General features: G+C 71.8%; 19 protein-coding genes, 1 pseudogene and 1 riboswitch. Of the genes and pseudogenes, 14 read left to right on the top strand and 6 right to left on the bottom strand.

Annotated elements, in window-relative coordinates; translation table 11 throughout:
* The first annotated feature begins 69 nt into the window (after window positions 1-69).
* The 5 genes from ACOZ38_RS23950 to sbnA are packed head-to-tail and all read left to right on the top strand — an operon-like array spanning window position 70 to window position 5,131.
* A complete protein-coding gene (locus ACOZ38_RS23950) occupies window positions 70-537 on the top strand; it encodes a cobalamin B12-binding domain-containing protein (RefSeq protein ID WP_424533410.1) in 468 nt (155 codons plus the stop codon).
* The gene (locus tag ACOZ38_RS23955; protein ID WP_424533411.1) at window positions 534-1,805 is read left to right on the top strand and encodes a methylaspartate mutase; all 1,272 of its coding nucleotides are present in this window, start codon (window positions 534-536) and stop codon (window positions 1,803-1,805) included. Before ACOZ38_RS23950 ends, ACOZ38_RS23955 begins: the two co-directional genes overlap by 4 nt.
* 13 nt (window positions 1,806-1,818) lie before the next feature.
* Window positions 1,819-2,850 (top strand): asparagine synthetase A, encoded by a 1,032-nt coding sequence (locus tag ACOZ38_RS23960; protein ID WP_424533412.1) that lies wholly within the window; start codon window positions 1,819-1,821, stop codon window positions 2,848-2,850.
* Window positions 2,847-4,145: a glutamate synthase-related protein gene (locus ACOZ38_RS23965; protein WP_424533413.1), complete on the top strand. Its 1,299-nt coding sequence runs from the start codon at window positions 2,847-2,849 to the stop codon at window positions 4,143-4,145. Before ACOZ38_RS23960 ends, ACOZ38_RS23965 begins: the two co-directional genes overlap by 4 nt.
* Window positions 4,146-4,171: 26 nt before the next feature.
* A complete protein-coding gene (gene sbnA / locus ACOZ38_RS23970; RefSeq protein WP_405150361.1) occupies window positions 4,172-5,131 on the top strand; it encodes a 2,3-diaminopropionate biosynthesis protein SbnA in 960 nt (319 codons plus the stop codon).
* Window positions 5,132-5,245: 114 nt separating this feature from the next.
* Here sbnA and ACOZ38_RS23975 read toward each other — a convergent pair whose 3' ends face one another.
* Together ACOZ38_RS23975 and ACOZ38_RS23980 are read right to left on the bottom strand one after the other, a co-directional pair.
* Complete coding sequence (locus ACOZ38_RS23975; protein WP_424533414.1) at window positions 5,246-6,169, bottom strand: LuxR C-terminal-related transcriptional regulator; 924 nt, start codon at window positions 6,167-6,169, stop codon at window positions 5,246-5,248.
* Between the two features lie 121 nt (window positions 6,170-6,290).
* Window positions 6,291-7,628: an MFS transporter gene (locus tag ACOZ38_RS23980; protein ID WP_424533415.1), complete on the bottom strand. Its 1,338-nt coding sequence runs from the start codon at window positions 7,626-7,628 to the stop codon at window positions 6,291-6,293.
* 194 nt (window positions 7,629-7,822) lie between these two features.
* On the opposite strand from ACOZ38_RS23980, the gene ACOZ38_RS23985 reads away from it, so the two are divergent.
* The 3 genes and pseudogenes from ACOZ38_RS23985 to ACOZ38_RS23995 all read left to right on the top strand — a co-directional run.
* Window positions 7,823-8,047 (top strand): MbtH family protein, encoded by a 225-nt coding sequence (locus tag ACOZ38_RS23985; protein ID WP_424533416.1) that lies wholly within the window; start codon window positions 7,823-7,825, stop codon window positions 8,045-8,047.
* Complete coding sequence (gene sbnB / locus ACOZ38_RS23990; protein ID WP_424533417.1) at window positions 8,041-9,054, top strand: 2,3-diaminopropionate biosynthesis protein SbnB; 1,014 nt, start codon at window positions 8,041-8,043, stop codon at window positions 9,052-9,054. The genes ACOZ38_RS23985 and sbnB overlap by 7 nt, the downstream gene beginning before the upstream one ends.
* A 107-nt stretch (window positions 9,055-9,161) precedes the next feature.
* Window positions 9,162-10,280 (top strand): annotated as a pseudogene (locus ACOZ38_RS23995) (IS701 family transposase); the annotation flags it as partial.
* Between the two features lie 287 nt (window positions 10,281-10,567).
* Here the strand turns inward: ACOZ38_RS23995 and ACOZ38_RS24000 are convergent.
* The gene (locus tag ACOZ38_RS24000) at window positions 10,568-11,194 is read right to left on the bottom strand and encodes a response regulator transcription factor (protein ID WP_424533418.1); all 627 of its coding nucleotides are present in this window, start codon (window positions 11,192-11,194) and stop codon (window positions 10,568-10,570) included.
* On the bottom strand, window positions 11,191-11,817 hold the full coding sequence (locus ACOZ38_RS24005) for a response regulator transcription factor (protein ID WP_424533419.1): 627 nt from the start codon (window positions 11,815-11,817) through the stop codon (window positions 11,191-11,193). The genes ACOZ38_RS24000 and ACOZ38_RS24005 overlap by 4 nt, the downstream gene beginning before the upstream one ends.
* A gap of 285 nt (window positions 11,818-12,102) precedes the next feature.
* Here ACOZ38_RS24005 and ACOZ38_RS24010 point away from each other — a divergent pair, with 285 nt between their 5' ends.
* The 3 genes from ACOZ38_RS24010 (at window position 12,103) to ACOZ38_RS24020 (ending at window position 18,562) form a co-directional block, all read left to right on the top strand.
* Window positions 12,103-15,108 carry a type 2 lanthipeptide synthetase LanM family protein gene (locus tag ACOZ38_RS24010; RefSeq protein WP_424533420.1) on the top strand — a complete coding sequence of 1,002 codons (3,006 nt, stop codon included), beginning with the start codon at window positions 12,103-12,105 and terminating at the stop codon, window positions 15,106-15,108.
* 90 nt (window positions 15,109-15,198) lie between these two features.
* Window positions 15,199-15,456, top strand: a complete 258-nt coding sequence (locus ACOZ38_RS24015; RefSeq protein ID WP_424533421.1) for a hypothetical protein — start codon at window positions 15,199-15,201, stop codon at window positions 15,454-15,456.
* Between the two features lie 181 nt (window positions 15,457-15,637).
* Window positions 15,638-18,562 (top strand): AAA family ATPase, encoded by a 2,925-nt coding sequence (locus ACOZ38_RS24020; protein WP_424533422.1) that lies wholly within the window; start codon window positions 15,638-15,640, stop codon window positions 18,560-18,562.
* A gap of 112 nt (window positions 18,563-18,674) precedes the next feature.
* Here ACOZ38_RS24020 and ACOZ38_RS24025 read toward each other — a convergent pair whose 3' ends face one another.
* A complete protein-coding gene (locus ACOZ38_RS24025) occupies window positions 18,675-19,073 on the bottom strand; it encodes a DoxX family protein (protein WP_424533423.1) in 399 nt (132 codons plus the stop codon).
* Window positions 19,074-19,280: 207 nt separating this feature from the next.
* Between ACOZ38_RS24025 and ACOZ38_RS24030 the strand changes: the two genes are divergently transcribed.
* The 3 genes from ACOZ38_RS24030 (at window position 19,281) to ACOZ38_RS24040 (ending at window position 21,684) form a co-directional block, all read left to right on the top strand.
* The gene (locus tag ACOZ38_RS24030; protein ID WP_424533424.1) at window positions 19,281-20,003 is read left to right on the top strand and encodes a TetR/AcrR family transcriptional regulator; all 723 of its coding nucleotides are present in this window, start codon (window positions 19,281-19,283) and stop codon (window positions 20,001-20,003) included.
* A 176-nt stretch (window positions 20,004-20,179) separates the two neighbouring features.
* Window positions 20,180-20,260: riboswitch (ZMP/ZTP riboswitch) on the top strand.
* A 14-nt stretch (window positions 20,261-20,274) separates the two neighbouring features.
* Window positions 20,275-21,141, top strand: coding sequence for a bifunctional 5,10-methylenetetrahydrofolate dehydrogenase/5,10-methenyltetrahydrofolate cyclohydrolase (locus ACOZ38_RS24035; RefSeq protein WP_424533425.1), 867 nt, complete (start codon window positions 20,275-20,277; stop codon window positions 21,139-21,141).
* A 114-nt stretch (window positions 21,142-21,255) separates the two neighbouring features.
* Window positions 21,256-21,684: a nuclear transport factor 2 family protein gene (locus ACOZ38_RS24040; RefSeq protein WP_405150385.1), complete on the top strand. Its 429-nt coding sequence runs from the start codon at window positions 21,256-21,258 to the stop codon at window positions 21,682-21,684.
* 205 nt (window positions 21,685-21,889) lie between these two features.
* Here ACOZ38_RS24040 and ACOZ38_RS24045 read toward each other — a convergent pair whose 3' ends face one another.
* A complete protein-coding gene (locus ACOZ38_RS24045) occupies window positions 21,890-23,239 on the bottom strand; it encodes an MFS transporter (protein WP_424533426.1) in 1,350 nt (449 codons plus the stop codon).
* Window positions 23,240-23,305 lie beyond the last annotated feature (66 nt).

Raw genomic sequence — 23,305 nt, forward strand, 5'->3', positions numbered from 1 at the left:
AATAATCAATACATCGGTACCCCCGGTTCGGACGGCAATAGCAATTCTCAAGAAAGGCCAGTGACTGGAATGTCCCCAAGCTGTATCGCCGAGAAGCGACCGAAGCCGTATGCGGTGCTCAGCAGCACTCCATCGGATTCACACACCTGGAATCTGCTGTTCGTCCAGCTGTTGATGGAAGAAATCGGCTGGTCGGTCGCCAACCTCGGTGCCTGTGTGCCCGTCGCGATGCTCCTGGACGAATCGCTGCGCCGCGTACCCGACCTGATCGTGATCAGCACGGTGAACGGTCACGGCGCCCAGGAGGCCCGGCAGGTGATCGCGGCGTTGCGCGCCGAGCCCTCCCTGTCCCGGGTGCCGGTCGCCCTCGGCGGCAAGCTCTGCGTCAGCGAGGACCGGGAACGCGCCGTCGTGGACGAGCTGGCCGCCGCCGGCTACGACGCGGTGCTGGTCGGCGACACCGCCGTGCCGGCGTTCCGGTCCCTGCTGGCCGGGGCGGCTGCCACGCCGGGACGGCACGCGAGGCGGCGGGCATGACGCGGGCGACGGCGCCCGCCGGGACGTTCCACGAGTTCATGGAGCGCGCCCGGCGGACGGGGACGCTGGTGGTCCAGCCACGCATGGGATTCGGCACCGTCGAGCGGATGCGCGCCGGGCTGATCGCCACGAAGAACGCGGACGCCGCCACCGTGGGGACCGTGACGCTCGACAGCTACACCCGCGTCGGCGACTTCGCGGCGGCCGAGCGCGCGCTGCGCGCGGGTGACGAGCTCAACGGCTATCCGATCGTGACGCTGGGCCCGCAGGCCACCAGGGGCATGCTCGACGGCGTCCGCGACAGCGGTTTCCCGGTGCAGGTACGCCACGGCTCCGCGTCGCCCGGCCCGATCTTCAGCGCGCTCATGGCGGCCGGGCTGGACGCCACCGAGGGGGGACCGATCTCGTACTGCCTGCCCTACAGCAGGACGCCCATAAACCGGTCGGTCCAGGCCTGGCGGGAGGCCGCCAGGCGGTTCGCCGCCCTGGCGGAGACAGGCGCCGTGCCGCACCTGGAGAGCTTCGGCGGATGCATGCTCGGGCAGTTGTGCCCGCCCTCGCTGCTGATCGCGATCAGCGTCCTGGAAGGCATGTTCTTCGTCCAGCAGGGCATCCCGAGCGTCTCTTTGAGCTACGCCCAGCAGACGCACCCCGGCCAGGACGAGGAGGCCGTCCGGGCGCTGCACGACATCGCGGCCGACCTGCTGCCCTCGGTCGCCTGGCACGTAGTGATCTACGCCTACATGGGCCGGTACCCGGCCACGCACGACGGAGCGCTGAGCCTGCTGGCGGCCGCCGCACGGCTGGCGAAGCGCAGCGGGGCGGCCCGCCTGATCGTGAAGACCGCCTCGGAGGCCAGCCGGATACCGTCCATCTCCGACAATGTGACGGCCTTGCGGGTCGCCGCGCGGGCCGGGCGGGCAGCCGAGCGAAGCCTCCTCAACCCTGCGACGACCGGCATCGAGGCGGAGGCCCGTTCGATCATCGATCGGGTGCTCGACCTGCACGCCGATCTCGGCAGAGCGCTCACGTCCGCCTTCGCCCTGGGATACCTGGACGTCCCGTACTGCCTGCACCCGGACAACGCCGGACGTACCCGCAGTTACATCACCGACGACGGCCGCCTGCAGTGGGCGGCGACCGGTGCGCTGCCGATCACGAACGCGGGCGGCCGGCCGAAGGCGGGCGGGCTGACATCCGCGGAACTGCTGCACGCCCTGTCCTACGTCAGGGATCGCTACGACACCGGCGCTTTCGCCCACCACTAAGGGAGGTTCAACGATGACCACACAGCAGGACTTTCGCACCATGCCCACGCCCGCGGCGCGCGCCACGGGGCTGACGGCGGATGGCGTGCCCGGTCCCCGGGAACATCTGACATCGCCGAGGACCCAGGCGGTGCTCAAGATCCAGCAGGCGCTGGTGGCAGGGGCGCGCGAGTTGCTGTCATCGGAGGGCGCCGCCGAGCTGTTCCAGCCGCTCATCGGCCCGGTGACCGATCCGGGGGCACGCGGCGCGAAGCAGGTGGACGTGGACTACTACGGCCACCAGTACAAGCTGATGGCCAGCGCCATCCTGTACAAACAGACCTCCCTGGTCGCGTTCGACAAGGTGTTCTTCATCGCGCCGAACGTACGCCTGGAGCCGCTGGAGACCAGCTCCACCCACCGGCACCTGGCGGAGTTCCACCAGATCGACGTCGAGTTCGCCGGCGCGTCACGCGACGACGCGATCGCCCTGGCAGAGAGGGTGGTGCGCCAGGCGGTGCGTAAGGCCCTGGCCACCCAGGAGGACGCGTTGCGGCTGGTCGGCCGCGACACGGCGAAGCTGTCGGCGCTCGTCGAGCAGCCGTTCGAGGTGCTTACCCACGCCGAGGTCCTCGACCGGCTCGGCCACCCGCACGATCCGGGCACGGAGATCGGCTGGGAGGCCGAGGAACTCATCTCCGGCCACGCCGAGGCGCCGTTCTTCATCGTCGACTACCCGAAGGGCTCGCGCGGGTTCTACGACAAGGAGGATCCGGCGCGGCCGTCCACGCTGATGAGTTTCGACCTGATCGCGCCCGAGTACTGCGGGGAGATCTGCAGCGGCGGCGAACGCGAATCCGAGTACGCCAAGATCGTCACCCGCATGCGGGAGACCGGCGAGAACCCCGCGAAGTACGGCTGGTACCTGGACGTCGTGCGGCAGGGCATCCCGGGCAGCGCCGGCTTCGGCATCGGCCTGGAGCGGCTGACCCGCTGGGTGGCCGGGCTGGACTCGGTCTGGCAGGCGAGCGCCTACCCGAAGCTTCCTGGGGTGGTGTCCCCGTGAGCGCACTGCGAGCGCCGGGATTCCCGGAGCAGGACGTACGGCGGCGGGCGCGCGAGGGCGGCGCGGCGGTGTTCCCGGCCATGGAGCAGTACGGCGTGACGGTCTTCGGCGCGGGCGCCACCGTGCCGCAGGACGAGATCGACGCATACCGCCTGGTACCGCCGGTGTTCATGCCACGGCGGCTGGAGAAGCTGATCGAGCTGGGCAGGGAGCCCTTGTACGCGGACGTGTCGCTGGAGTCGTCGTTCGGCGGGTTCGACGCGCCGCTCCCGCTCTTCCTCACCGCCTTGGGGTCGACGCGGGTGGCTGCCGCCGGGTGCGCCCTGGCCCGGCAGGCCGGCAGGCTCGGCCTGCCGATGGTGATCGGCGAGAACGTGGCCCCGGTGAGCGGATTCCGTTCCGACGGGAAGCACCGCGCCCTGCTGGAACGGATCAGCGCCTACACCGAGGCGGCGCCCGAGGCCACCGGAGGAGTGGTCGTCCAGCAGAGCACCGAGGACGCCAACGCCGAGGTCTGGAACCACGTCTACACCGACCCCTCGGTGCGGGAGCTGATGGACTCGGGACGGCTGGCCTTCGAGCTGAAGGTCGGCCAGGGCGCCAAGCCGGGGCTGGGCGGCCTGACCATGGTGGACGAGGAGACCTCGCGGCGTCTCGGCGGCCAGTACGCCATGGAGCGGCTCCTGGCCGGCGGGCCGGTGCTGCGCTGCAGCAGCCCGGGCACGTTCACCGACGAGATCCTGCGCCAGCAGATCCATCTGATGCGCAACAACTATCCGCGGGCGCGGTGCTGGGTCAAGCTGCCACCGGCGCGCGACGTGGCCGAAGCCTCGGCCGTGGCGTGGCGGGCGGGCGCGGACGCGGTCACGGTCGACGGCGCCGAAGGGGGCACAGGATGGGCGCCGGGCGCCTTCCTGGATCACGTGGGCCTGCCGCTGCACGAATGCCTGCGGCGGCTCGGCGCGCCCGCGGGCACGCTGCTCGCCAGCGGCCGCGTGTACGACGGCGCGCGGGCGGTCAAGGTCCTGGCACTGGGCGCCCGGGCGGTCGGTTTCGGCCGGGCGGCGCTGGTCGCCGTCGACGAGGACCCTGAGCACGGGCTGATCCGGTTCATGGAGTCCCTCGCCCTGGAGATGAGGCTCCTGATCAGCGCCCTTGGCAAGTACGCCGCCGGCGAGCCGGGCCCGGAGGACCTGTGGGGCCCGCCGGAGTCCCGCGGCGCGGCGAGCCATGACGCGCCCAGGGGGGCCGGCGAGTCACCGATCCGCCATGACAAGCGAGAGGTCTTCGCGTGATATACGCCAACGCTTATGACGCCGTCATGGATGACGTGTTCGTCGCCCTGCCCTACCTGTCGCGGCGCGCCGACGTCTACCTGAAGATCGAGGGGTTCAACCCGGCCGGCTCCATCAAGCTGAAGACCGCCATCGGGCTGATCGAGGACGCGGAACGCAGCGGCAGCGTGTCCGTGGGCGTGCCGGTGATCGAGTCGTCGTCGGGAAATCTCGGCATCGCGCTGAGCTCCATCTGCGCGGCCAAGGGATACCCGTTCACCTGCGTGGTGGATCCGAACACCTCGGAGTCGGCCATCGCGCACATGCGGGCGCTGGGCGCCGAGGTCGTGACCGTGCGGGAGACCGACGCCAACGGCGGTTACCTGCACTCGCGCATCACCTACGTCCGCGAGCGGCTCCGGCGGCAGCCCGAGATGGTGTGGCTCAACCAGTACGCCAATCCCGCCAACCCGAGGGCGCACTACGAGCGGACGGCCAGGAACCTGCTCGCCGGGCTGCGGCACATCGACTACCTGTTCGTGGGAACCGGCTCGACGGGAACCTTCGTCGGCTGCGCGTGCTACCTGCGCGAGCACTCGCCGCACACCCGGATCATCGCGGTGGACTCGCTGGGATCGGTGACGTTCGGCGCCGAGCCGGGCCGCCGCTGGATCCCCGGGCTCGGTGCCAGCCGCCGTCCCGAGCTGTGCCGGCCGGAACTGGCCGACGAGGTCGTCCACGTGCCGGAGGAGGACGCGATCCGGGAGTGCCGCCGGGTCGCGCGCAACACCGGGCTGCTGGTCGGGGGCTCGACCGGATCGGTGCTCGCGGCGATCGCGGGGCGCGAAGAAGGATTCCGCGACCGGCCGCGCGTCGCGGCCATCTCGCCCGACCTCGGTGACCGTTACCTGAAGACCGTGTACGACGACGACTGGGTGAACGACCGGTTCGGCGGCGTCCGCACCGCCGGGACCCTCGGCCTCGTGGGTGCTCCGGAGGCAGGGTGAGGCGGACCGCTCGGAGCCGTTGCGGTCGACCGGAAACGATCACCATCGGGTTCGAGGTGATCGTTTCCGGGTCACCGCCGGACGGAGGGACCGCGGATCCGGGATGACACCGGTTCAGAGCTCTGCCGGGTCGATGAGCCTCTTCGCGATGGCCACCGCGCCGAGCTGAAAGCGGCTGCGTGTCCCGAGGCGTTCGGCCAGCCGGTCCGACAGCCGGCGCACGGTGCGCAGGGACACCTCCATCCGGCGGGCGGCCGAGGCATCGGTGTGCCCCTGCGCCCACAACTTCAGGATGTGCACCTCCTGCGATGACAAACTGTCGCCGCGGCGCGGCCGGCAGTCTCCCAGCGGCTCGGCCTCCGCCCACAGCTTCGAGAACAGCGTGACGAACGAGTCGACGACCGCGTCGCACCCGACGGTGAGCGCCCCGGCCATTCCGGTGAGGTTGCTGACCGAGACCACCGCGTGGCGCCGGTCGAATATCCGCACCCTGGCGGGCAACGTCGGCAGGGTGCGCACGTCCGCGCCCGCCCCGATCTCCCATCGCAGGTAGGCCATGGTGGGCTTGTCGTTGCGCACACTGTCCAGGACGATCGAGCGCGACAGGACGCCACGGGCCAGGATGTCCTCATCGATCGTGCGGGCGCTGTCGAGAGCCCTGGTCGACGGCTGGCCGGCGAGCCGGAACGACAGGTATTCCTCCCGGCAGTCGGCGGCCAGCCGGGCCGTGCGGGCCCGTACCGCGGATCCGCCGATGACCCACTCGACACCGGCGGCGTCCTGGGCGCCCCGCTGGCCGCACGACGCCAGCAGGCGGGCGACCGTCAGCCGGCTGTCCTCCACCTGCTGCTGATGTCGTGCCAGCTCGGCCTGCTGCCGGGCCAGCAGGGCGGCCAGGCCGACCTCCGGCTCGATCGCCGTCCAGCCGTCGCATCCCGCCACGCGCGTGATCAGCTCCAACCGGGCCAGATGCTCAAGGGCGAACTGGACGGTCACCTCGCTGAGCGCCATGAGCTCGGCGAGCTTCTCCGTGCTCACGTTGGGATTCTCCACGACATTCTGGTAGACCGATTCCGCGGTCGTGTCGAGCTCGAACCCCTGTCGCCAATCGGGTGACACTCTGTTGAACGGCTCGGGTCTCGTCCGGCGTACCGACAGTTCAGGCAGCGCGACCATTCTTGGCGCCTTTCTCTGGCTCTGCGTCCGTAAGAGCACTCTCAGCGGAGATATCGATCGCCGGCGCGACCCGGCGCATCTGTGACCACTCGGGCCGCAGCCCGGGCACGACGATGGCGACCAGGTAGCAGCCGCCGACGATCAGCAAAGCGCCGTTCAGCCCCGACACCGCGAGAACGGCCGCCGCGAACGGGCCGCCGAAGGGGATGCCGGCCCACGCGAGCGCGCTGGTGAGCGTCCGGACCCGCCCGAGCAGCCGCGCCGGAATCCGCTCGTAGCTCACGGCGCCGATGATCGGGTTGACGAATCCGGAGCCGAGGCCGCCGACGGCGAAGACCGCGAGCACGCCCCACAGCGGGATGCTCAGGGCCATGGCCAGGAAGCGGGGAACTCCGCCGATCACGAAGCCGACCATGTAGACGATATGGCGGGGCAGCCGGGCGGCGAGCGTGGCGGCGAGGAGCGCGGCCAGGATGGACGTGCCCGCGAAGACGCTGACCACCAGGCCCACCGTCTCGGCTCCGTACCCCGACTCCAGCGCCCACACCGGGAGCAGGACCGCCATGAAGGCCTGGTCGAGCAGGTTGGTCGCGACCAGCATCCCGACGATGGCGCGCAGCAGGCCGTCCTGGCGGAGGAACGCGGCGCCCTGCCGCAGCTGGGCGACGTATCCGCCCGCCTCGGCCGTCGTGGGCGCGGCGGGATCGGGCGCCGGATCGGCGAGCGTGGCGGTGGTGACCACGGCCGCCAGGCCGAACAGGGCCGCCGAGAGCCAGAGCGACTGGGCACCGCCGAACATCGCCACCAGGACGCCGGCGATGGCGGGCCCCGCCACCGTGGCGGTGCGTTCCACAGCGGCGATGAGCCCGGTGCCGCGTTCGATGGGCGCGCGGGCCGCCCGGGTGACCGATGGGACGAAGACGGATTTGGCGGCGATGGCGGGGCCGTCCGCGGCGCCCACCACGGCCATGAGCGCCATCAGCGCCCACAGGTTCAGCCCTCCGGCCGCGAACAGCAGGGGCGCGACGATCATGGCGGCCATCGACACCAGGTCGCCGGTGATGGCGACACGCCGGGGCCCGATGCGGTCGATGAGCGGGCCGGCGAGCGCCTGCGCTATGACGAACGGGGTGATCTGGCAGAAGGCGACCAGACCGGTCTTGGCGGGGCTCCCGGTCGTGGTGAGCACGAGCCACGGCACCGCGATGGACAGCAGGCGGTTCGCCGAAAGGGCGGCGAAGTCCGCGCCGAGCACACCGATGAGGCCGCGCAACGAGCGCGTTCGGGCCACACCGGTCTCCCTGCCGTCGCCATCGTCCATGGGATGTCTCCTCAGATCGTCGGGGTATGGCGATCCGACCATCGCCCGCCGCGGCGGCCGCCCGCCAGGGAAGGAACAGCACCGCTCGACCGCCGCTCCTGTCGCGCGTTCGTCTCTGCCGCCGGACCGCGTGCGGCGGGCACAGTTGCCTGACCGCCGCACACCGGGGCGGCCGGCACAGAAGGGAACCGCCGATGAACGACTCCGTGGATGAGGGCGTCTACCACGTCGTGCGCAACGACGAGGAGCAGTACTCGGTCTGGCCGGCCGACCAGGAACCACCGCCCGGCTGGCACGCCGAGGGCACCCAGGGCACCCAGCCCGAATGCCTCGACTACATCGGGGTGATCTGGACCGACATGCGGCCGGCCAGCCTGCGCCGGTACATGGACCGCACCATCTGCGACAAGCGATGCTGATCCTCGGCAACGCGGACGTCCGGCACGTACTGGACGGCAAGGATGTAGAGGTGCTCACCGCCGTGCGGCACGCGTATGTGGAACACGCCCGCGGCGAGACGGCCGTGCCCGAATCGGTGTTCCTGCGCTTCCCCCACAGCGCCCGCGACCGCATCATCGCGCTGCCGGCATACCTGGGCGGCGACGAGCCGGTCGCCGGAGTGAAGTGGATAGCGTCGTTCCCGGGGAACGTGGCGGCCGGGATGGACCGCGCCTCGGCCGCGATCATCCTGAACTCGACGAGCACCGGCCACCCGCTGTGCGTGATGGAGGGCTCGGTGATCTCCGCGCGGCGCACCGCCGCGAGCGCCGCCCTCGCGTCGGCGACCTTGCAGGGCGCGGAGCCCGCCGACGGGGTCTCGGTGATCGGGTGTGGCGTCATCAACGCCGAGATCCTGCGGTTCCTCACGGTGGTCCATCCGGAGCTGCGCGAGGTCACCGTGTTCGACCTCGACCCCGGCCGGGCAGAGGCGTTCGCGCGGCGCTGCTCGGCGGAGCTGGACGTGAGGGCGTCCGTGGCCGGCCACCCGGACGAGGCACTCGCCGCGCACCCGCTGGTCAGTCTCGCGACCACGGCCACCGTCCCCCATCTCGATCTGCACGCCTGCCGTCCCGGCTCGCTCGTCCTGCACATCTCGTTGCGGGACGTGACCATCGGCGGGGTGCTGGACGCGGTGAACATCGTCGACGACCGTGACCACGTCCTGCGCGCCGCGACCTCCATGCACCTGGCCGAGCAGCATGTCGGTCACCGCGGGTTCATCCAGGCCACCATCGGCGAACTCCTGCTCAGCGGTGGCGACCACGGTCGCGATCCGCGGCGGGTGACGCTGTTCTCCCCGTTCGGGCTCGGGGTGCTCGACCTCGCGGTCGCGGACATGGTGCTGCGCGCCGCCCGGCGGGACGGGCTCGGCGTCGACCTGCCGGACTTCCTTCCCGGACGCGCGCCGGCCGGCCACACCGGCTAGTACTACATGCCTAGATCGCGCTTGGCGATCGTCTGGTTTCTCTGCGTGATAGGCCTGGGGTGTGTAACGGTATCGGCATGCCCCAGCCTCACAAGAGCACAGGCGCGGTGACCTTCGCGGATTTGGATGCCTGGCAGTCGGAATTCGAGCGGGTGCGTGCGCGGTTCGAGTGCCGATGGTTCCGGACGGAGTCGCGTGAGCATTTCCGGCAGTATCTGCGGGGACTGCTGGCGCCGCTGGCGCGTAAGAACTCCTGGACGATCTCGGAGTTCACCGGCGAGCGCAGGCCCACCGCGATTCAGCGGTTCATCAATTTGACCCCGTGGGATGCCGATGGGCTGCGCGATGAGGTGCGCGCCTACGCGATGGAGCACTTCGCCGACGAACGCGCGGTACTGATCGCCGACCCGACCGGGTTCGCCAAGAAGGGCAGGAAATCGGCGGGCGTGCAGCGGCAGTACTCCGGCACGCTGGGCCGGATCGACAACTGCCAGATCGGCGTGTTCTTGGCCTACACCAACACCCGCGGGGACCGGGTGCTGATCGACCGCGAGTTGTATCTGCCGCAGGAGTCCTGGTGCGCCGATCCCGTTCGGCGGGCCGAGGCGCATGTGCCCGAACAGGTGACCTTCGCCACCCGCCCGCAGCAGGTCCAGGTCATGATCGGCAGGACGGTGGCGGCCGGGGTGCCGTTCGCCTGGTTCGCCGCCGACGAGGAGTTCGGCCAAAACCCGCACCTGCGCGCGTATCTGGAACGCGAGCAGATCGCCTACTGCATGGCCGTCCCGAAGACCACCGACATCACCACAGGAAACGTCTCCACCGCAAAGGACAACTGCATGCGCGTGGCACACCTGGCCGCGCGCCTGAAACCCCACGATTGGCAGCGGCGCGCCTGCGGCATCGGCGCCAAAGGGTTCCGGGTCTACGACTGGGCCGTGATCGACACGCCCATCCCACACCACCGCTATGTGATCCGCCGCAATATCGCCGACGGCGAGCTGGCCTACTTCCACTGCTTCGATCCGCGCGGTGAAGGACTGCCGGAGTTGGTGCGGGTCATTGGTTCGCGGTGGCCGATCGAGGAGTGTTTCGAGGCGGCCAAGCAGGAGGCGGGGCTGGATCAGTATCAGTTCCGGCTCTATCACGCCTGGTACCGGCACATCACGTTGGCCATGTTGGCCTTGGTGTTTCTCGCTGTTTTACGAGCCACCGCTAAAAAGGGGACCCATACCCTGTGGACAACCGCGGCCGCCCGCGAGGACGACACCGGCGAACCCACGCGAACCGTCCCAGGCTGCCGACCGCGACCGGACCAGACCCGCCAACCGCCTGATCGCCTTGTCCATCGGTGAGGTCCGCCGGCTGTTCAACCTGATCGGCAGTGACGATCACATCATTGAGCTGGGGCTTTACTGGTCGGAACAGCGCCGGAGCCACCAAGCCCGAGCGCGCAGGCACCACTTCAAGCGGCACCTGCGCCTACAGGTCCTACAGATCTAGCTATGCAGTACTAGACCAACCCCCTCCGCACCGCACACGCCACCGCATGCGCCCGGTTGCGCACCTGCAACCGGGCCGTCAGGTCGTAGATGACGTTCTTGACCGTATGCTCCGAGCAGCACAGCACCTGGGCGATGGCGGCGTTCCCCAGCCCGTCCGCCATCAGCGCGAGCACCGCCTTCTGCCGGGCCGTCAGCGACGGCACCGGGCGCGACGGCGGCGGCGCGGGGGCCGGGCCGCCGAGCAGCCGCACCAGCACCTCATGCGGCAGGCGGCCGTCGCCGCGGTGCGCCGAGCGCACCGCCGCGCCCAGCCGTACCGAGGTCGCGTCGGCGGACCGCAGCATGGTGCGCACCCCCGCCCGCACGGCCCGCAGCACGCCGGGCGGGGAGAAGGTGTCGGCGACGAGCAGGAGCGCGTGCTCGCCGGGCAGGTCCGCTCCTGGCCACGCCTCCAACGCCTCGTCCACCGTGGCCGCCACGGCTATCACCACCGTGTCCGCGGACCCGTCGGGTTCCGCGGCCAGCGGGAACCCGCACGGCCCGAGCAGCGAGAGCACCTTGCTCCGCGCCGCCGCGTCGGCCGCGTTGACATGCACGCGGGGACGCTCCAGCGTGCCCGCGGCCGCCCCGGTCACAACAGCCCCGTCCGGAGCGCGTACGCCACCGCATGAGCGCGGTTGCGCAGCCGGAAGCGGTGGGTGATGTCATGCACCACCCCGACGACGGTGCGAGACGAGTAACACAGTTCCCGCGCGATCTCATCGGTCTCGCGGCCATCGGCGATGAGCGTGAGCACGGCCAGCTCTCGCTCGCTCAGGCCCGCGCCTCGCCAGGCCCCGCGCGGTGTCCCGCCCGCGGGGCCGGCGCCCGCCTCGTGATCGAGCAGGCACGTGAGCATGTCCGGCGGGACGGTGCAGTCGCCACAGGCCGCGGCGAGCACCGCGCGCGCCAGGCGGCCCGCGTCGGCCTCGCAGCGGCGCACCAGGCCACGCGCACCCGCCGCGATCGCGTGCAACGCCTGAGAGGGCGCGAAGTCACCGGCGACGAGCACCACCCCGGGCCGGTCGGCCAGATCTCGCCGCGCGCGCAGCAGGTCGAACACCTGGTCCTGTATTCGGTCGACGACCACCACCGTGACCTCCGCCGCTTCCTGCGGCCGCACCACGGCGACATCGGGACAGCCGAGCAAAGCGCTCGTGGCGCCCGCTTCCAGCATCGGGTCCAACGCGACGACGTTGGCCCTGACCGGGTCACCCATCGGACCTCCTCGGCCAGACATGAGGAATCTCTCGCCCCCAACATCCGCCAGGACCGGCCCCACTCGCATGGGGTCGCGACCCCCAGATTCTCCACGCGACCCCCTGTCCGCCGCGTCACCGTCCATGCCCAGCGTGCGTCGCCGCGCCGCCGCACCACCGTGGCGCCGTGCCGCCGGGCTACGGACCGTCTACGTACCCGGCGCCCCCGGAGCGGGTGACCGCGGGAGAAACATGGGGGTCTTCTACCCATCACCGGGAGACGGGGCTGTGACAGCTTCGAAGCTATGACGCAACCGGCGACACTAGGCGAGAGCACCGCTGCCGTGCTGCCTGGCACCGACTGGTGGGCCCGGGCGCTGGCGCGGCATGAGCGGCCGGAGGCCGCCGTGCCCGGCGACGGCGCCGCCGTCCGCCCGGCCTGGTGCGACTTCGTGGAGCAGGCCGTAGCCACGGCCCTGCCGCCCGGCGAACCGCCGGACACGGACGAGTGGCACGAGGCGTTCGCCGTCCCGTTCCGGCCTTTCCTGGCCCTCGTGCGCGACCGGCTGACCGACGCGGCCGGGCGGCATCTCGCGCCTGGCGAGTCCGACGCCCGCTCCGTCGCGCGGACGTTCACCGACGTCCTGGCCAGGAGGCTGGCGCGCATCGCCCTGTACACCCTGATGGCGGAGCTGGGCACGGCGCACGCCGGTGGCCTGCTGACCGGCGCGGACGACCGGGAACGATTCGCGGACTTCCTGCACCGCCAGTGCACGTCCGCCGGGCTCGCCGCGCTCTTCACGCGGTACCCGGTGCTGGCCCGGCAACTGGGCACGACCGCCATGTCGGCCGCCGACGCGGGCGCCGAACTGCTGGCCCGCCTCGGCGCCGACCGCGCGGCCCTGGTCGGGCCCCTCCTCGGCGGTGTGGACCCGGGGCCGGTCACGGCGGTCGAGCCCGGGCTCGGCGACCCGCACGAGCAGGGCCGCTCGGTGAGCCTCGTCCGCTTCGCCGACGGCCGCACCGTCGTCTACAAGCCGCGCTGCCTCGCCGCGCACCTGCGGTTCAACGAGGTCGTCGCCTGGCTCGACCGGCGGCTGCCCGGGTGCGGTCTGCGCACCGCCCGGGCGGTCGCCCGGCCGGGGTACGGCTGGATGGAATTCGTCCAGGCCCGGCCGCTGAAGCGACCCGAAGACGCGCGGCGGTTCTACCGGCGCGCGGGAGTGCTGCTCGCCGCCCTGCACGCGGTGCACGCGACCGACATGCACTGCGAGAACGTCATCGCGTGCGGTGACCAGCCGGTTCTGATCGACGTGGAGACCATCTTCCACCCTGACCTGCCCATGCCGGACACCATCACCATCGCCGACCCCGCCGCCCACGCGCTGGCCGGCTCGGTGCAGCGCACCGGGCTCCTGCCGTACGTCACCGTCGGCGAGAACGGCCTGCTCGACCAGTCCGGCATGGGCGGCGATCCGGGTGCGACCTGTCCCGAAGGCGTCCTGGACTGGGATCCGCCGGCCGGCGCCGGATCGCGCCTCGTCCGGCGGCCGGTCCCCTACGCCGGCGCCGGCAACCGCCCCCGCTTCGGCGGGCGGACGATCGAGCCGGCCGACCACCAGGCCGACGTACTGGACGGTTTCCGGCTCGGCTACGACGAGGTCGTGCGCTGCCGAGCGGAGTTCACCCGGCTCGTCGAATCCTTCTCCGAGGTCCAGACCCGCGTCGTCGTCCGGCCGAGCCGCGGCTACGCGCACCTGCTGGACGAGTCCACACACCCTGACCTGCTACGGGACGCGCTCGACCGGGACAGGATCCTGGATCTGCTCGACGAGGCCTCTGCTCGCCATCACCTGTGGCAGCGGCTGGCTCCGTACGAACGCGCCGCGCTATGGGCCGGCGACATCCCGCTGATCACCAGCCGGCCCGCGGCCAGGGACCTGTGGACCTGCGCCGGAGCGCACCTGCCCGGCCTGCTGGAGCGCTCAGGCCTGGAATGCGCCCTGGAGAAGATCGCGGCCATGGGCGAGATCGACCGGGGCGAGCAGGAGTGGGTGATCCGCGCCGGCCTGGCCGCCCGACGGCCGGCCGGCGGCCACCACAGCACCCTCCCGGCCATGGCGCGCAGACCCGCGGGCGCCAAACCCGGCAGGCTGCTCGCCGCCGCGGCCGGGCTGGCCGACGAGATCCTCGCGCGCAGCAAGATCATGCGTGCCGAGGACGATCGGGGCCGGATCAACTGGCTCGGACTGCAACTGGTCGACGACACGCGCTGGATGGTGCTCCCGATGGGCGCCGGCCTGGCGGACGGCTACCTCGGGGTCGCGCTGTTCCTGGCCCAGCTCGCCCGGTTGACCGGCATCGCCCGCTACGGTCAGGCGGCGCGCCGGGCGGTGGGCCCGATCCCCCAACTGCTGGCCACCCTCGCCGATCGGGCCGACCTGCTCGGCGCGGTCGCCTGCGGCAGCAGCGCGGGACTCGGCGGCATGAGCTACGCGCTGGCCCGGCTGGCCACCCTGCTCGACGACCCCGAACTACGCGACTGGGCCGAGACGAGCGTGGCGCTGGCGGACCGCGCGGCCGGCCTGGGCGGGCCGCCTGAGCCGCCCGGGTGGACGGACGGCACCGCCGGATGCCTGGCCGCGATGAGCGCGGTGCACCGCGAGATCGGTTCCGGGGCGGCCGCGAGGCTGGCCGTCACGTGCGCCGACCGGCTCGCCGACCTCGTGGAGCGGACCACAGGGCGGTGCGTTCCGGACGGGGAAGGCATGCCGCCGGGCTTCGCCGCCGGCGCCGCCGGGATCGGCTGGGCACTCACCCGGTTCGCCGTCCACGCACCGGATTCGCGCCATACCCTCGCGGGCCGGCGCGCGCTACGGCGAGCAGGCGAGCAGATCGTCCCGGGTGGGCCCCAGGGGCACGGCTGGTGCCGCGGGACCGCCGGCCTGCTCATGGCTCGCGCGTGTCTGGCGGGGGACGCCGCGACGGCCGAAACCGAGGCGGCTCTGCTCTCGCTGACCGAGCGCCCCGTGCTCGGCGACCTGAGCCTGTGCCACGGCGAACTCGGCATCGCCGACGCGCTCCTCGTGCTGACCGCCATCAGACCGGACCAGGGTGCCGCGCCGGCCCTGCACCACCGCGCCGACCTCGTCCTCGACGCGGTCCACCGGCACGGACCGACCTGCGCCACGCCCGGCGGGATCGCCACGCCCGGGCTGCTGCACGGGCTCGCGGGCATCGGATACGGGCTGCTACGGCTCGGCTTCCCGCGGACGGTCCCTTCGGTACTGCTCCTTGAGCCCACCCCCTGACCAGTGCCGCGACCCCGGCCCGAGGCACCGCGGCACCCGACCGACAGATGACCCACGCGCACGACGAACTCGAGAGGAAGGCTGAGGAAAATGAGGTTCGAGTTGACGAGCACGCGCACCCCACGCACCGACTCCCGCGACGAGGCACGGGAATCCACGCCCGCGACAAGCGTCAGCAGACTGGGCCGGCCGGGAGTGCAGTTCGGCCTGCGGGTCGCCGTGCTCGCCGGCGTCATCGCCACGACGGGCGGTACCACGACGGGGCTCGGCAGCGCGATCAACAGCTTGGCCGGCCCGGCGGACACCACCTGCTGCGGCGGCGAGACATCCATCAGCAGAATGGTGTGACATCCCGCCGGCGAAGCGGCACTTCCTGGCAATCTCCGCCGGCCGTCTGACCGCCTGCGGTGAGCGTCACAGCGCGGCATCCGGTTTCTCCGTGACCCCATCCGGGCACGGTTTCCCACCGGGTGCCGCTTTGCCACCTGACAGGCCGCGTAAACCCGCCCAATTTGGCTATTAACCTCGAATGACCCTGTTCCCCGTATCGGCCGTGGTATGCCGCGATGAAGAGCTCCGCACGATCGACCGTGCGTTGGCCAGCGCCCGGTCCGGACGGGGCGGCGCGCTGTTCGTGATCGGCGAAGGCGGGATCGGCAAGTCACGCCTGTCCACGGCGGCAGCCGACCTCGGCCTGGCGGCCGACATGTGCACCCTCCGCGGCAGGGCCAGCCCGATCGGCCCGATGGCCCCGTTCCGGCTGCTGACCGAGGCGCTGATGTCCTTGCAGCGGTCCGGCACCCCCATCGATGTCGCGCAACTGGGCCCGTACCAGCCGGTCCTCGCCAGGCTGGTTCCCGACTGGGGCACCCCGGCGCCCGCGCACGAGGGCGGATCACTGGTGATCCTCGCCGAGGCGGTGCTGCGGCTGGCCGCGCTCGCCGGGCGGGAGCGCGGCTGCCTGATGATCCTGGACGACTTGCAGAACTCCGACGCCGAGAGCCTGGCCGTGGTCGACTACCTCGTCGAGAACCTCGCCGGGCAACCCGCCATGCTGCTCGGCGCGGCCTCCAGCGAGCCGTGCCCCGCCCTCGACCTGGCCCGCTCAGCGGCACAGCGCGGCTCCGCCGGCCTGCTCGAACTGCGCCGGCTCGACGGCGACGAGGTGCGCCGGCTGGCCGGTGGCTACCTGGAGTGCGACGCGCCCGACGTCCCCGACGAGCTGGCCGAGCAGTTGTGGGCCGACAGCGGCGGCGTCCCGCTGATGGTCGAGGAGATGCTCGGCGAGATGCTGCGCAGCGGGCTCGTGGCACGTGAACGCGACGGCGGGCGCTGGCGGGTCACCGGCAAGCTGCACACCAGGGTGACCGGCTCGCTCACCCGCACCATGGCCACGCGGCTCGACAAGCTCGGCCCGCAGGGAAGGGATCTGCTCTCGGTGGCGGCGGTGCTCGGCCCGCGCTTCCCGGTGTCGGTCCTGCAGTCGGCCACCGGCCTCGGATACCGCGAGTTGCTCAGGCAGTTGCACGCCGAGCTGACCGCCGAATTCGTCGCCCCGGACGAGGAGACCCCCGACTGGTACGCCTTCCAGCACCCCCTCGTCGTAGAGGCGCTGCTCACCCTGCTGACCCCGGACGAGCGCGGTGTGCTCGCGCGGCGCGCCGCCGACGCGGTCCAGGCCGTGTTCCCCGAACTGCCCGACGAATGGTGCCAGACCTCGGCCACCCTGCGGCTGCAGGCAGGCGAACCCGCCGTCGCCGGCCGGCTGCTCGCGGAGGCCGGCCGAAGGGCGCTGGCCCAAGGCGCGGCGAACACGGCGGTCAGCCTGCTGGAGAAGGCCCTCGACCTGCTCGGGCACGGCACCGACGTGCAGGCGCGGGCCGACGCGCTCGCCGCGCTGCTACTCGCGCTCGCCGAGGCCGGCCTGGTGGAGCGAGCGGTCACCGCGGCCGGCCGGCTCGACGAGTTCACCGGCCTGATCAGCCGCGGTTCCCGCGCCAAATTGCACACCCGCCTGGCCTGGGCCGCCGCGGTAGGCGGCCGGTCCGCCGACGGCCTCGCCCAGGTGGAGATCGCGCGCCGGCTGCTGGGCCCGGATGCCGCCGACCGGGACACCGCGCCGATCGACGTCGTCGCCGCGCATCTCGTACTCGACCTGCCGGGCCCGGACCAGGTACGACTGGCGGAACAGCTCGCGCGGCGCGCCGCCGAAGTGGCGGAGAGAGCCCGGCTTCCCATGGTCGCCTGCCAGGCGTGGCAGTTACTGGGGGCGCTGAACCGCCCCCGCGACCCGCAGGAGGCAACGGCGTGCCTTGAACACGCGCGCAGCCTCGCCGTGCGGTACAACCTGCCGATAGAGGAGATCCACACGCTGATCCGGCTCGGCAACGACGAGGCGCTGCGCGACGGCGGCGTCAGCCGGCTGGAGCACGTCCGGCAGGAGGCATCGCGGGTCGGCGCGGTCACGGCCCGCTTTCAGGCCGAGACCTGCCTCTCCTTCCAGGCGATCTTACGCGCCGATTTCAGCGCCGCCGGGGAGATCCTCGACCAGGTGCTGGAGTCGGCCTCGCGGCTGCGGCTCCTGGAGGCCGCCCGGTACGCGCTGCTGCAGCGGGCCATCCTCGCCGCCCACCAGGGCCGGCGGCAGGAAATGGAGACCGCCTTCGCCGAACTCCGCCACCAGGTGCCCGAACACGCGCAGCTCACGCCCCGGGCGCACGGGCTGGCGCGGGCATGGTGCGCGCTGCTTGAGGAGGACCGGGCGCTGGCCATGGCGGAGCAGTCCCGCGCGCTGGCCGCCGAGGACCAGAACCCGACGGTCTACCCGCTGACCGGCCGCTACGGCCTGGATCTCCTCCTGCGGTCGCTGGCCGGTGAGCTGGACCGGCCGGAATACGAGGCGGTGGTCACGGCGCCGGCCAGCCGGCTGCGCTGGGACCGGCAGTTCGCGCTGTTCGCGAGCGCCGTGCTGCACGGCCGGGCGGGACGCGGCCGCGACGCCGTGGACGCCGTCGACCAGGCGGTACTGGCCGGCGAATTGTTCGACACCGGCCGCAATATCGGGCTACGCCTGGTGGCCGAGGCCGCGATCGCCGACGGCTGGGGCACCCCGGTCGAGTGGCTGCGCCGCTCCGAGGAGTACTTCCACTCCGGCGGGGTGACCGCGGTCGCCGGCGCCTGCCGGGCGCTGATGCGCCGGGCCGGCGTGCGCGTCACCCAGCGTCGCCCCGGCGTCGACAACATCCCCTCTCCGCTGCGCGCCGCCGGCGTCACCGTGCGCGAGTACGAGGTCCTGCGGTTGCTCGCCCGGCGCCTCGGAAACCGGGAGATCGCGACGCGGCTGCACCTGTCGCCGCGCACCGTCGAGAAACACGTCGCGTCCCTCCTCACCAAGACCGGCCTCCCCAACCGGACGGCCCTGAGCGAACTGGCGGAGACAACGCCGGCACCTTGACGAGGTCCGCGGGACGTATGACCGGAAATCCGTCGCCACGGATCATGCGGCCGCCGAACATCGACCTCCTGGCAGCGGATGAGCGGTGAGCATGTCATCCCCTGCGTCAGTACTAGAGCCGGCGGGTGGGGGGACGCAACGCCCAGGAAAGGATCGCCAGCCCCGCGAACGCGGCCGGTGCGATGAGGTCGCCGATGGATCGGTGGTTCATGGCGGCCTGTGAGGCGGCCGCGCCGGTCATGTTGATCACGACGCCGGCGTAGGCCCATTCCTTCAGCCGTGGCAGCCCGGGTACCGACAGCACCACCGCGGCGAGGATCTTCGCGGTTCCCAGGATCGTGGCCAGGTATCCCGGGTACCCGAGGTCGATCATCATCGGGTAGAAGGGTGGCATCCGGAACAGGTCCATCGTGCCGCCGACGGCGCACTCACCGACCACGATCGCGGTGAGCACCCAGTAGGCGCCGGTCCGGCGATGACGCCGGACAGTGGCGGCCGGTGCCGCGGTCATGGCCGCCGGCCCTGCGCCGGGCCGGCCACAGCCCCGCCGGGCCGATGCGGAAGACCATCGGTGCCCGCACTCGGGCTTCGCGCTCGGACGGGCGTGTCGCTCGTGTCATCGGACCACCTCGTATCGATACGGGTCCGTTCTCTTAATATATGTACGGTACCGTTTCGATGGAGGTGACGCAATGGTCGGTTCGATGGAGGTGAGTCAATGGCCGGCGGTCCCCGGCAAGGCGGCGAGCGTCCCCTGGTCCCTCCCGCCGCCGAACGCCCTGGCGTCGCCTCGGCCGGCTCCCAGCACGCCTCCACCGATCCCCGGGAACCGATCTCACGCGGGGCCGGCGCGCGTCAGCGGGTGCTGCGGGCCGCTCTTGAGGTGCTCGACGAGGACGGCCTGGCCGGCTTCACCATGGAGGCCGTCGCCCGGCGCGCCGGCGCGAGCAAGGCGACCCTGTACCGGCACTGGGCCACCTCGGGCGCACTCATGATCGACGCCATGGACGCCACATTCCAGCCCTTCCCCGTGCCCGACACCGGCCGGGTGGACTCCGACGTCGCACAGATCCTCACCGCCTTCGTCACCCTGCTTGAGCACACCCGCTTCCCGCGCCTGCTCGCCGCCTTCATCGATGCCGCCGAACGCGACCCGGCACTGGCGGCCCTCCACGCGGACCTGACCCGGCGCCGCCGCGAACCGCTCCTGCTCGTACTGGCCCGCGCCCGCGAGCGCGGCCAACTGCCCGGCGACCTCGACCCCGAGGTGGTCACCGACCTGCTCACCGGCCCGTTCTTCTACCGCCGCCTCATCGCGCACCGGCCCATCCCCCCAGACCTCGTCGACGACGTCATCGCGCGGGTTCTCACCACCCCGGCTCCACCAGCCATCGATGGTCACGCACCGGACGAGCCCACTCCCTCGGACCTGGACACCTGAGCCCGCTGGGAAAGGCCACCCCGGCCCCCGGGAGTACCGGCTGACGTGTGCCGCTCGGCTCGTCAGGCAGTCACACCCAAGGCGGCCGGGCACAAGCGGAACGAACCGGTAACCTGGCCCCGGTGCCGGAGGTAGCGCCCATTCCTTGCATCGCGTTTCCTCGGAAGCGGGCATGCTAGAGGAAGCGACTGGCGGCAAGAGGATGGAATCGACCATCGGGGAGCTCGTCGTGGAAGCCGACCGCCTGGGCGACCACTCCTCGAGGAGACGTATGTCCAGCACACGCATGCTGCCCGGCGGCCCGGTCGCCGAGAGCGTACTCAACGACGTAGCCGCCCGCGCCGCCGTACTCACCGAAAAGGGCGTCACCCCGTCTTTGGCCACGATCCTCGTCGGCGACGATGACGCGAGCACCGGGTACATCCGTATCAAGCAGCGTCAGGCCGCCGAACTCGGCTTCGATTCGCCGCACACGCACCTGCCCGCCGACGCCACCCAGGCCGACCTGCACGCCGCTATCGCCGCCTACAACGACGACCCGGTGGTGCATGGGCTGCTGGTGCAGTACCCGGTGCCGAAGCACCTCGACTACGACGCCGCGTTGCAGGCCATGGACCCGGATAAGGACGTCGATGGTATGCACCCGCTCAACATGGGCCGCCTGGCCCTCGGCATGCCCGGCCCCCTGCCGTGCACGCCCGCGGGCATCGAGGCCCTGCTCGCGTACTACGACATTCCGGTGTCCGGGCGTGAGGTCGTCATCCTGGGCCGCGGCGCCACCCTCGGAAGGCCCCTCGCCATGCTGCTCAGCCAAAAGCGCCCGACCGCCAACGCCGCGGTCACCGTGGTCCACACCGGTGTGCCCGACTGGGCGCGCTACACCCAGCGAGCCGACATCCTCATAGCCGCAGCGGGCGTGCCCGGCATCATCCAGCCCGGGCACGTCAAGCCCGGCGCGGTCGTAGTCGGTGGCGGGGTCCGCTACGAGGGCCGCCGCCTGCTGCCGGATGTGGACGAGTCGGTCGAGAGCGTGGCGGGCGCGATCACGCCGCGCGTAGGGGGCGTCGGGCCCACCACGGTCGCGATGCTGTTCCGCAACGCCATCACGGCGGCGGAACGAACGGTGGGGCGCGCCTAGCCACGGGCCTCGCGCGCTCTGCGGGGGTTTACCGTGATGACGCGGCGGCGCAGCCGAGGACCCGTTCACCTTCGCCCGGGCCTGTCGGCCCTCGGCTCTGGGACGATCGTCTCCATGAGACATCAGGAGGACGGCGTGACGGCGAACTCCCGGACGGAGCCACAGGACCAGGCGCATGCGGACGCGGTCGACGCCTTCATCGCCGCAGCCAACTCCGACGACCCGGCGCGGCGGGCCGATCTGCTCAGCCGCGCGCTCGCGCCAGGCGTGGTGTTCTGGGGCCCGCTCGGCCGCGGCGTCGGCCGCAGTGCAGTGGAGGACTTCATCACCGAAGTGGTGCAGAACTATCGGGCGGGCGGGTGCCGGCTGGTGCGTACCACCTCGGTCGACGCGCCGCACGAGTGGGCCCGGTTCGGCTGGCGCTTCGAGGCGGCCGACGGCGGCACCGTGCTGTCGGGCACCGACATGGTGCACCTCACGGCCGCCGGCGACATCGACGAGATCGTGGTCTTCGCCGGGCCGCTGCAGCCCGGGGATCTTTAGGAGGCGGTGTCTATGAGGGCCTGGAGCAGGCGCTGCAGGTCCTCGGCCCGAGTGCCGGACGGGGCCCCGTGAAGGCGTTCAACGCGTGAGCGGGGCACTGACAACGTAGGACGATCGCCCGCGGGCGAACGGAACCCACTGGCGACGGATCGTCGGCGGGTTCCGGAGGCTGCGGGTAGTACAGCCGCTGTCGGCGGGGCGCGGATCAGGGGGCGGTGCGGGCGGGGACCGCGGTGAGCGCGGCGGCGAGGGCTACGGCGCCGATGACGACCAAGGCGGCCCGGGCCCCGGTGGTCGTCGGCCCTCCTGCGAAGTAGAGGGCGAGGGTCACCACGGCGATGCCCAGCGCGGTCCCGATGCCGCGCGCCATGTTGATCAGCGCTCCGGCGGTCGCCGACATCCGCGTCGGCAGGGCTGCCATGACAGTGGTGTTGTTGGCTGGGACGAACATCCCAAGACCCAGGCCGAGCAGCGTAAGGAAGCACGCGAGCAGGACCGGCGCGGTGGGAGCGATCGCCAGCAGCGCGGTCGCCGCAGCCGCCGTCAGGGCGCCGCTCACGCAGCGCGGCCGGTTGCCCCAGCGGCGGGGCAGCACATGGTCGCCGGTGAGGGCGGCCAGGGCGAATCCGGCGGGCAGCGCGCTGAGCACCAGACCGGCGTGCAGCTCACTCAGGCCGGCCGCGATGAGCACCTGCGGGATCAGCACCAGCGGGCCGAACAGGACGAGATAGCCGCACAACGCCCCGGTGAGCCCGGCCGCCACCACGGTGCCCCGCACCACGATGGGATCGATGAGCGGCGATGGGGATCGTCGTTCCCGAGCCCGCAAACCGGCCGCCGACGCCAGGGCCATGGCCAGCAGGGCCGCGATCGACCAGGACGGCCATCCCAGGCCGGACGCCGCTGAGATGGCCAGCAGCAGGCCCGTCGTGGCCGCGGCGAACAGCACCAGCCCTGCCCCGTCGAAGGAGCCGCCCCGGCTGCGTTCGCGGGTGCGGGGCAACAGATACCGTCCGGCGGCGACGGCCACCAGCCCGACCGGCACGTTGATCCAGAACACCCACCGCCAGCCGACCGAGCCGACCAGCAGCCCGCCCACCGTGGGACCTACGGCCAATCCCAGCGACTGAGCGGCGGCCTGCATCCCCAGCGCGGTCCGCATCCGCGACCGGCGGACGCTGGTCACCGCCAGGGCCACGCTGTTGGACTGCAGCATCGCCGCGCCCGCCGCCTGCACCACCCTGCACGCCACCAGGACCGGCAGCGACGATGCGAACCCGCAGGCCGCCGACGCCGCGGTGAACACGATGAACCCGTACAGGTAGACCAGCTTGCGGCCCGCGACATCGGCCAGACGTCCCGCACCGATCAGCAGAGCCACCAACGTGAGCAGATACGCCAGGGCCACCCACTGCACCGCCGCCAGCCGGGCATGGAAGCTGTGCTGAAGCGCCGGGAATATCAGCGTGACGATGCTGGCGTCCAACTGCCCCATGAACGCGCCGATGCACACCGAGCCCACCGCGAACCAGGGCGCGTACCGATGCTCACGCACCCCCGGCGGACGGGCTCGTTCCCTCAGCAGCCAAGACACCGATCAACGTCCTCGACACTCCGCGTG

Source organism: Sphaerisporangium viridialbum, from assembly GCF_049674955.1.
Classification (GTDB): Bacteria; Actinomycetota; Actinomycetes; order Streptosporangiales; family Streptosporangiaceae; genus Sphaerisporangium; species Sphaerisporangium viridialbum.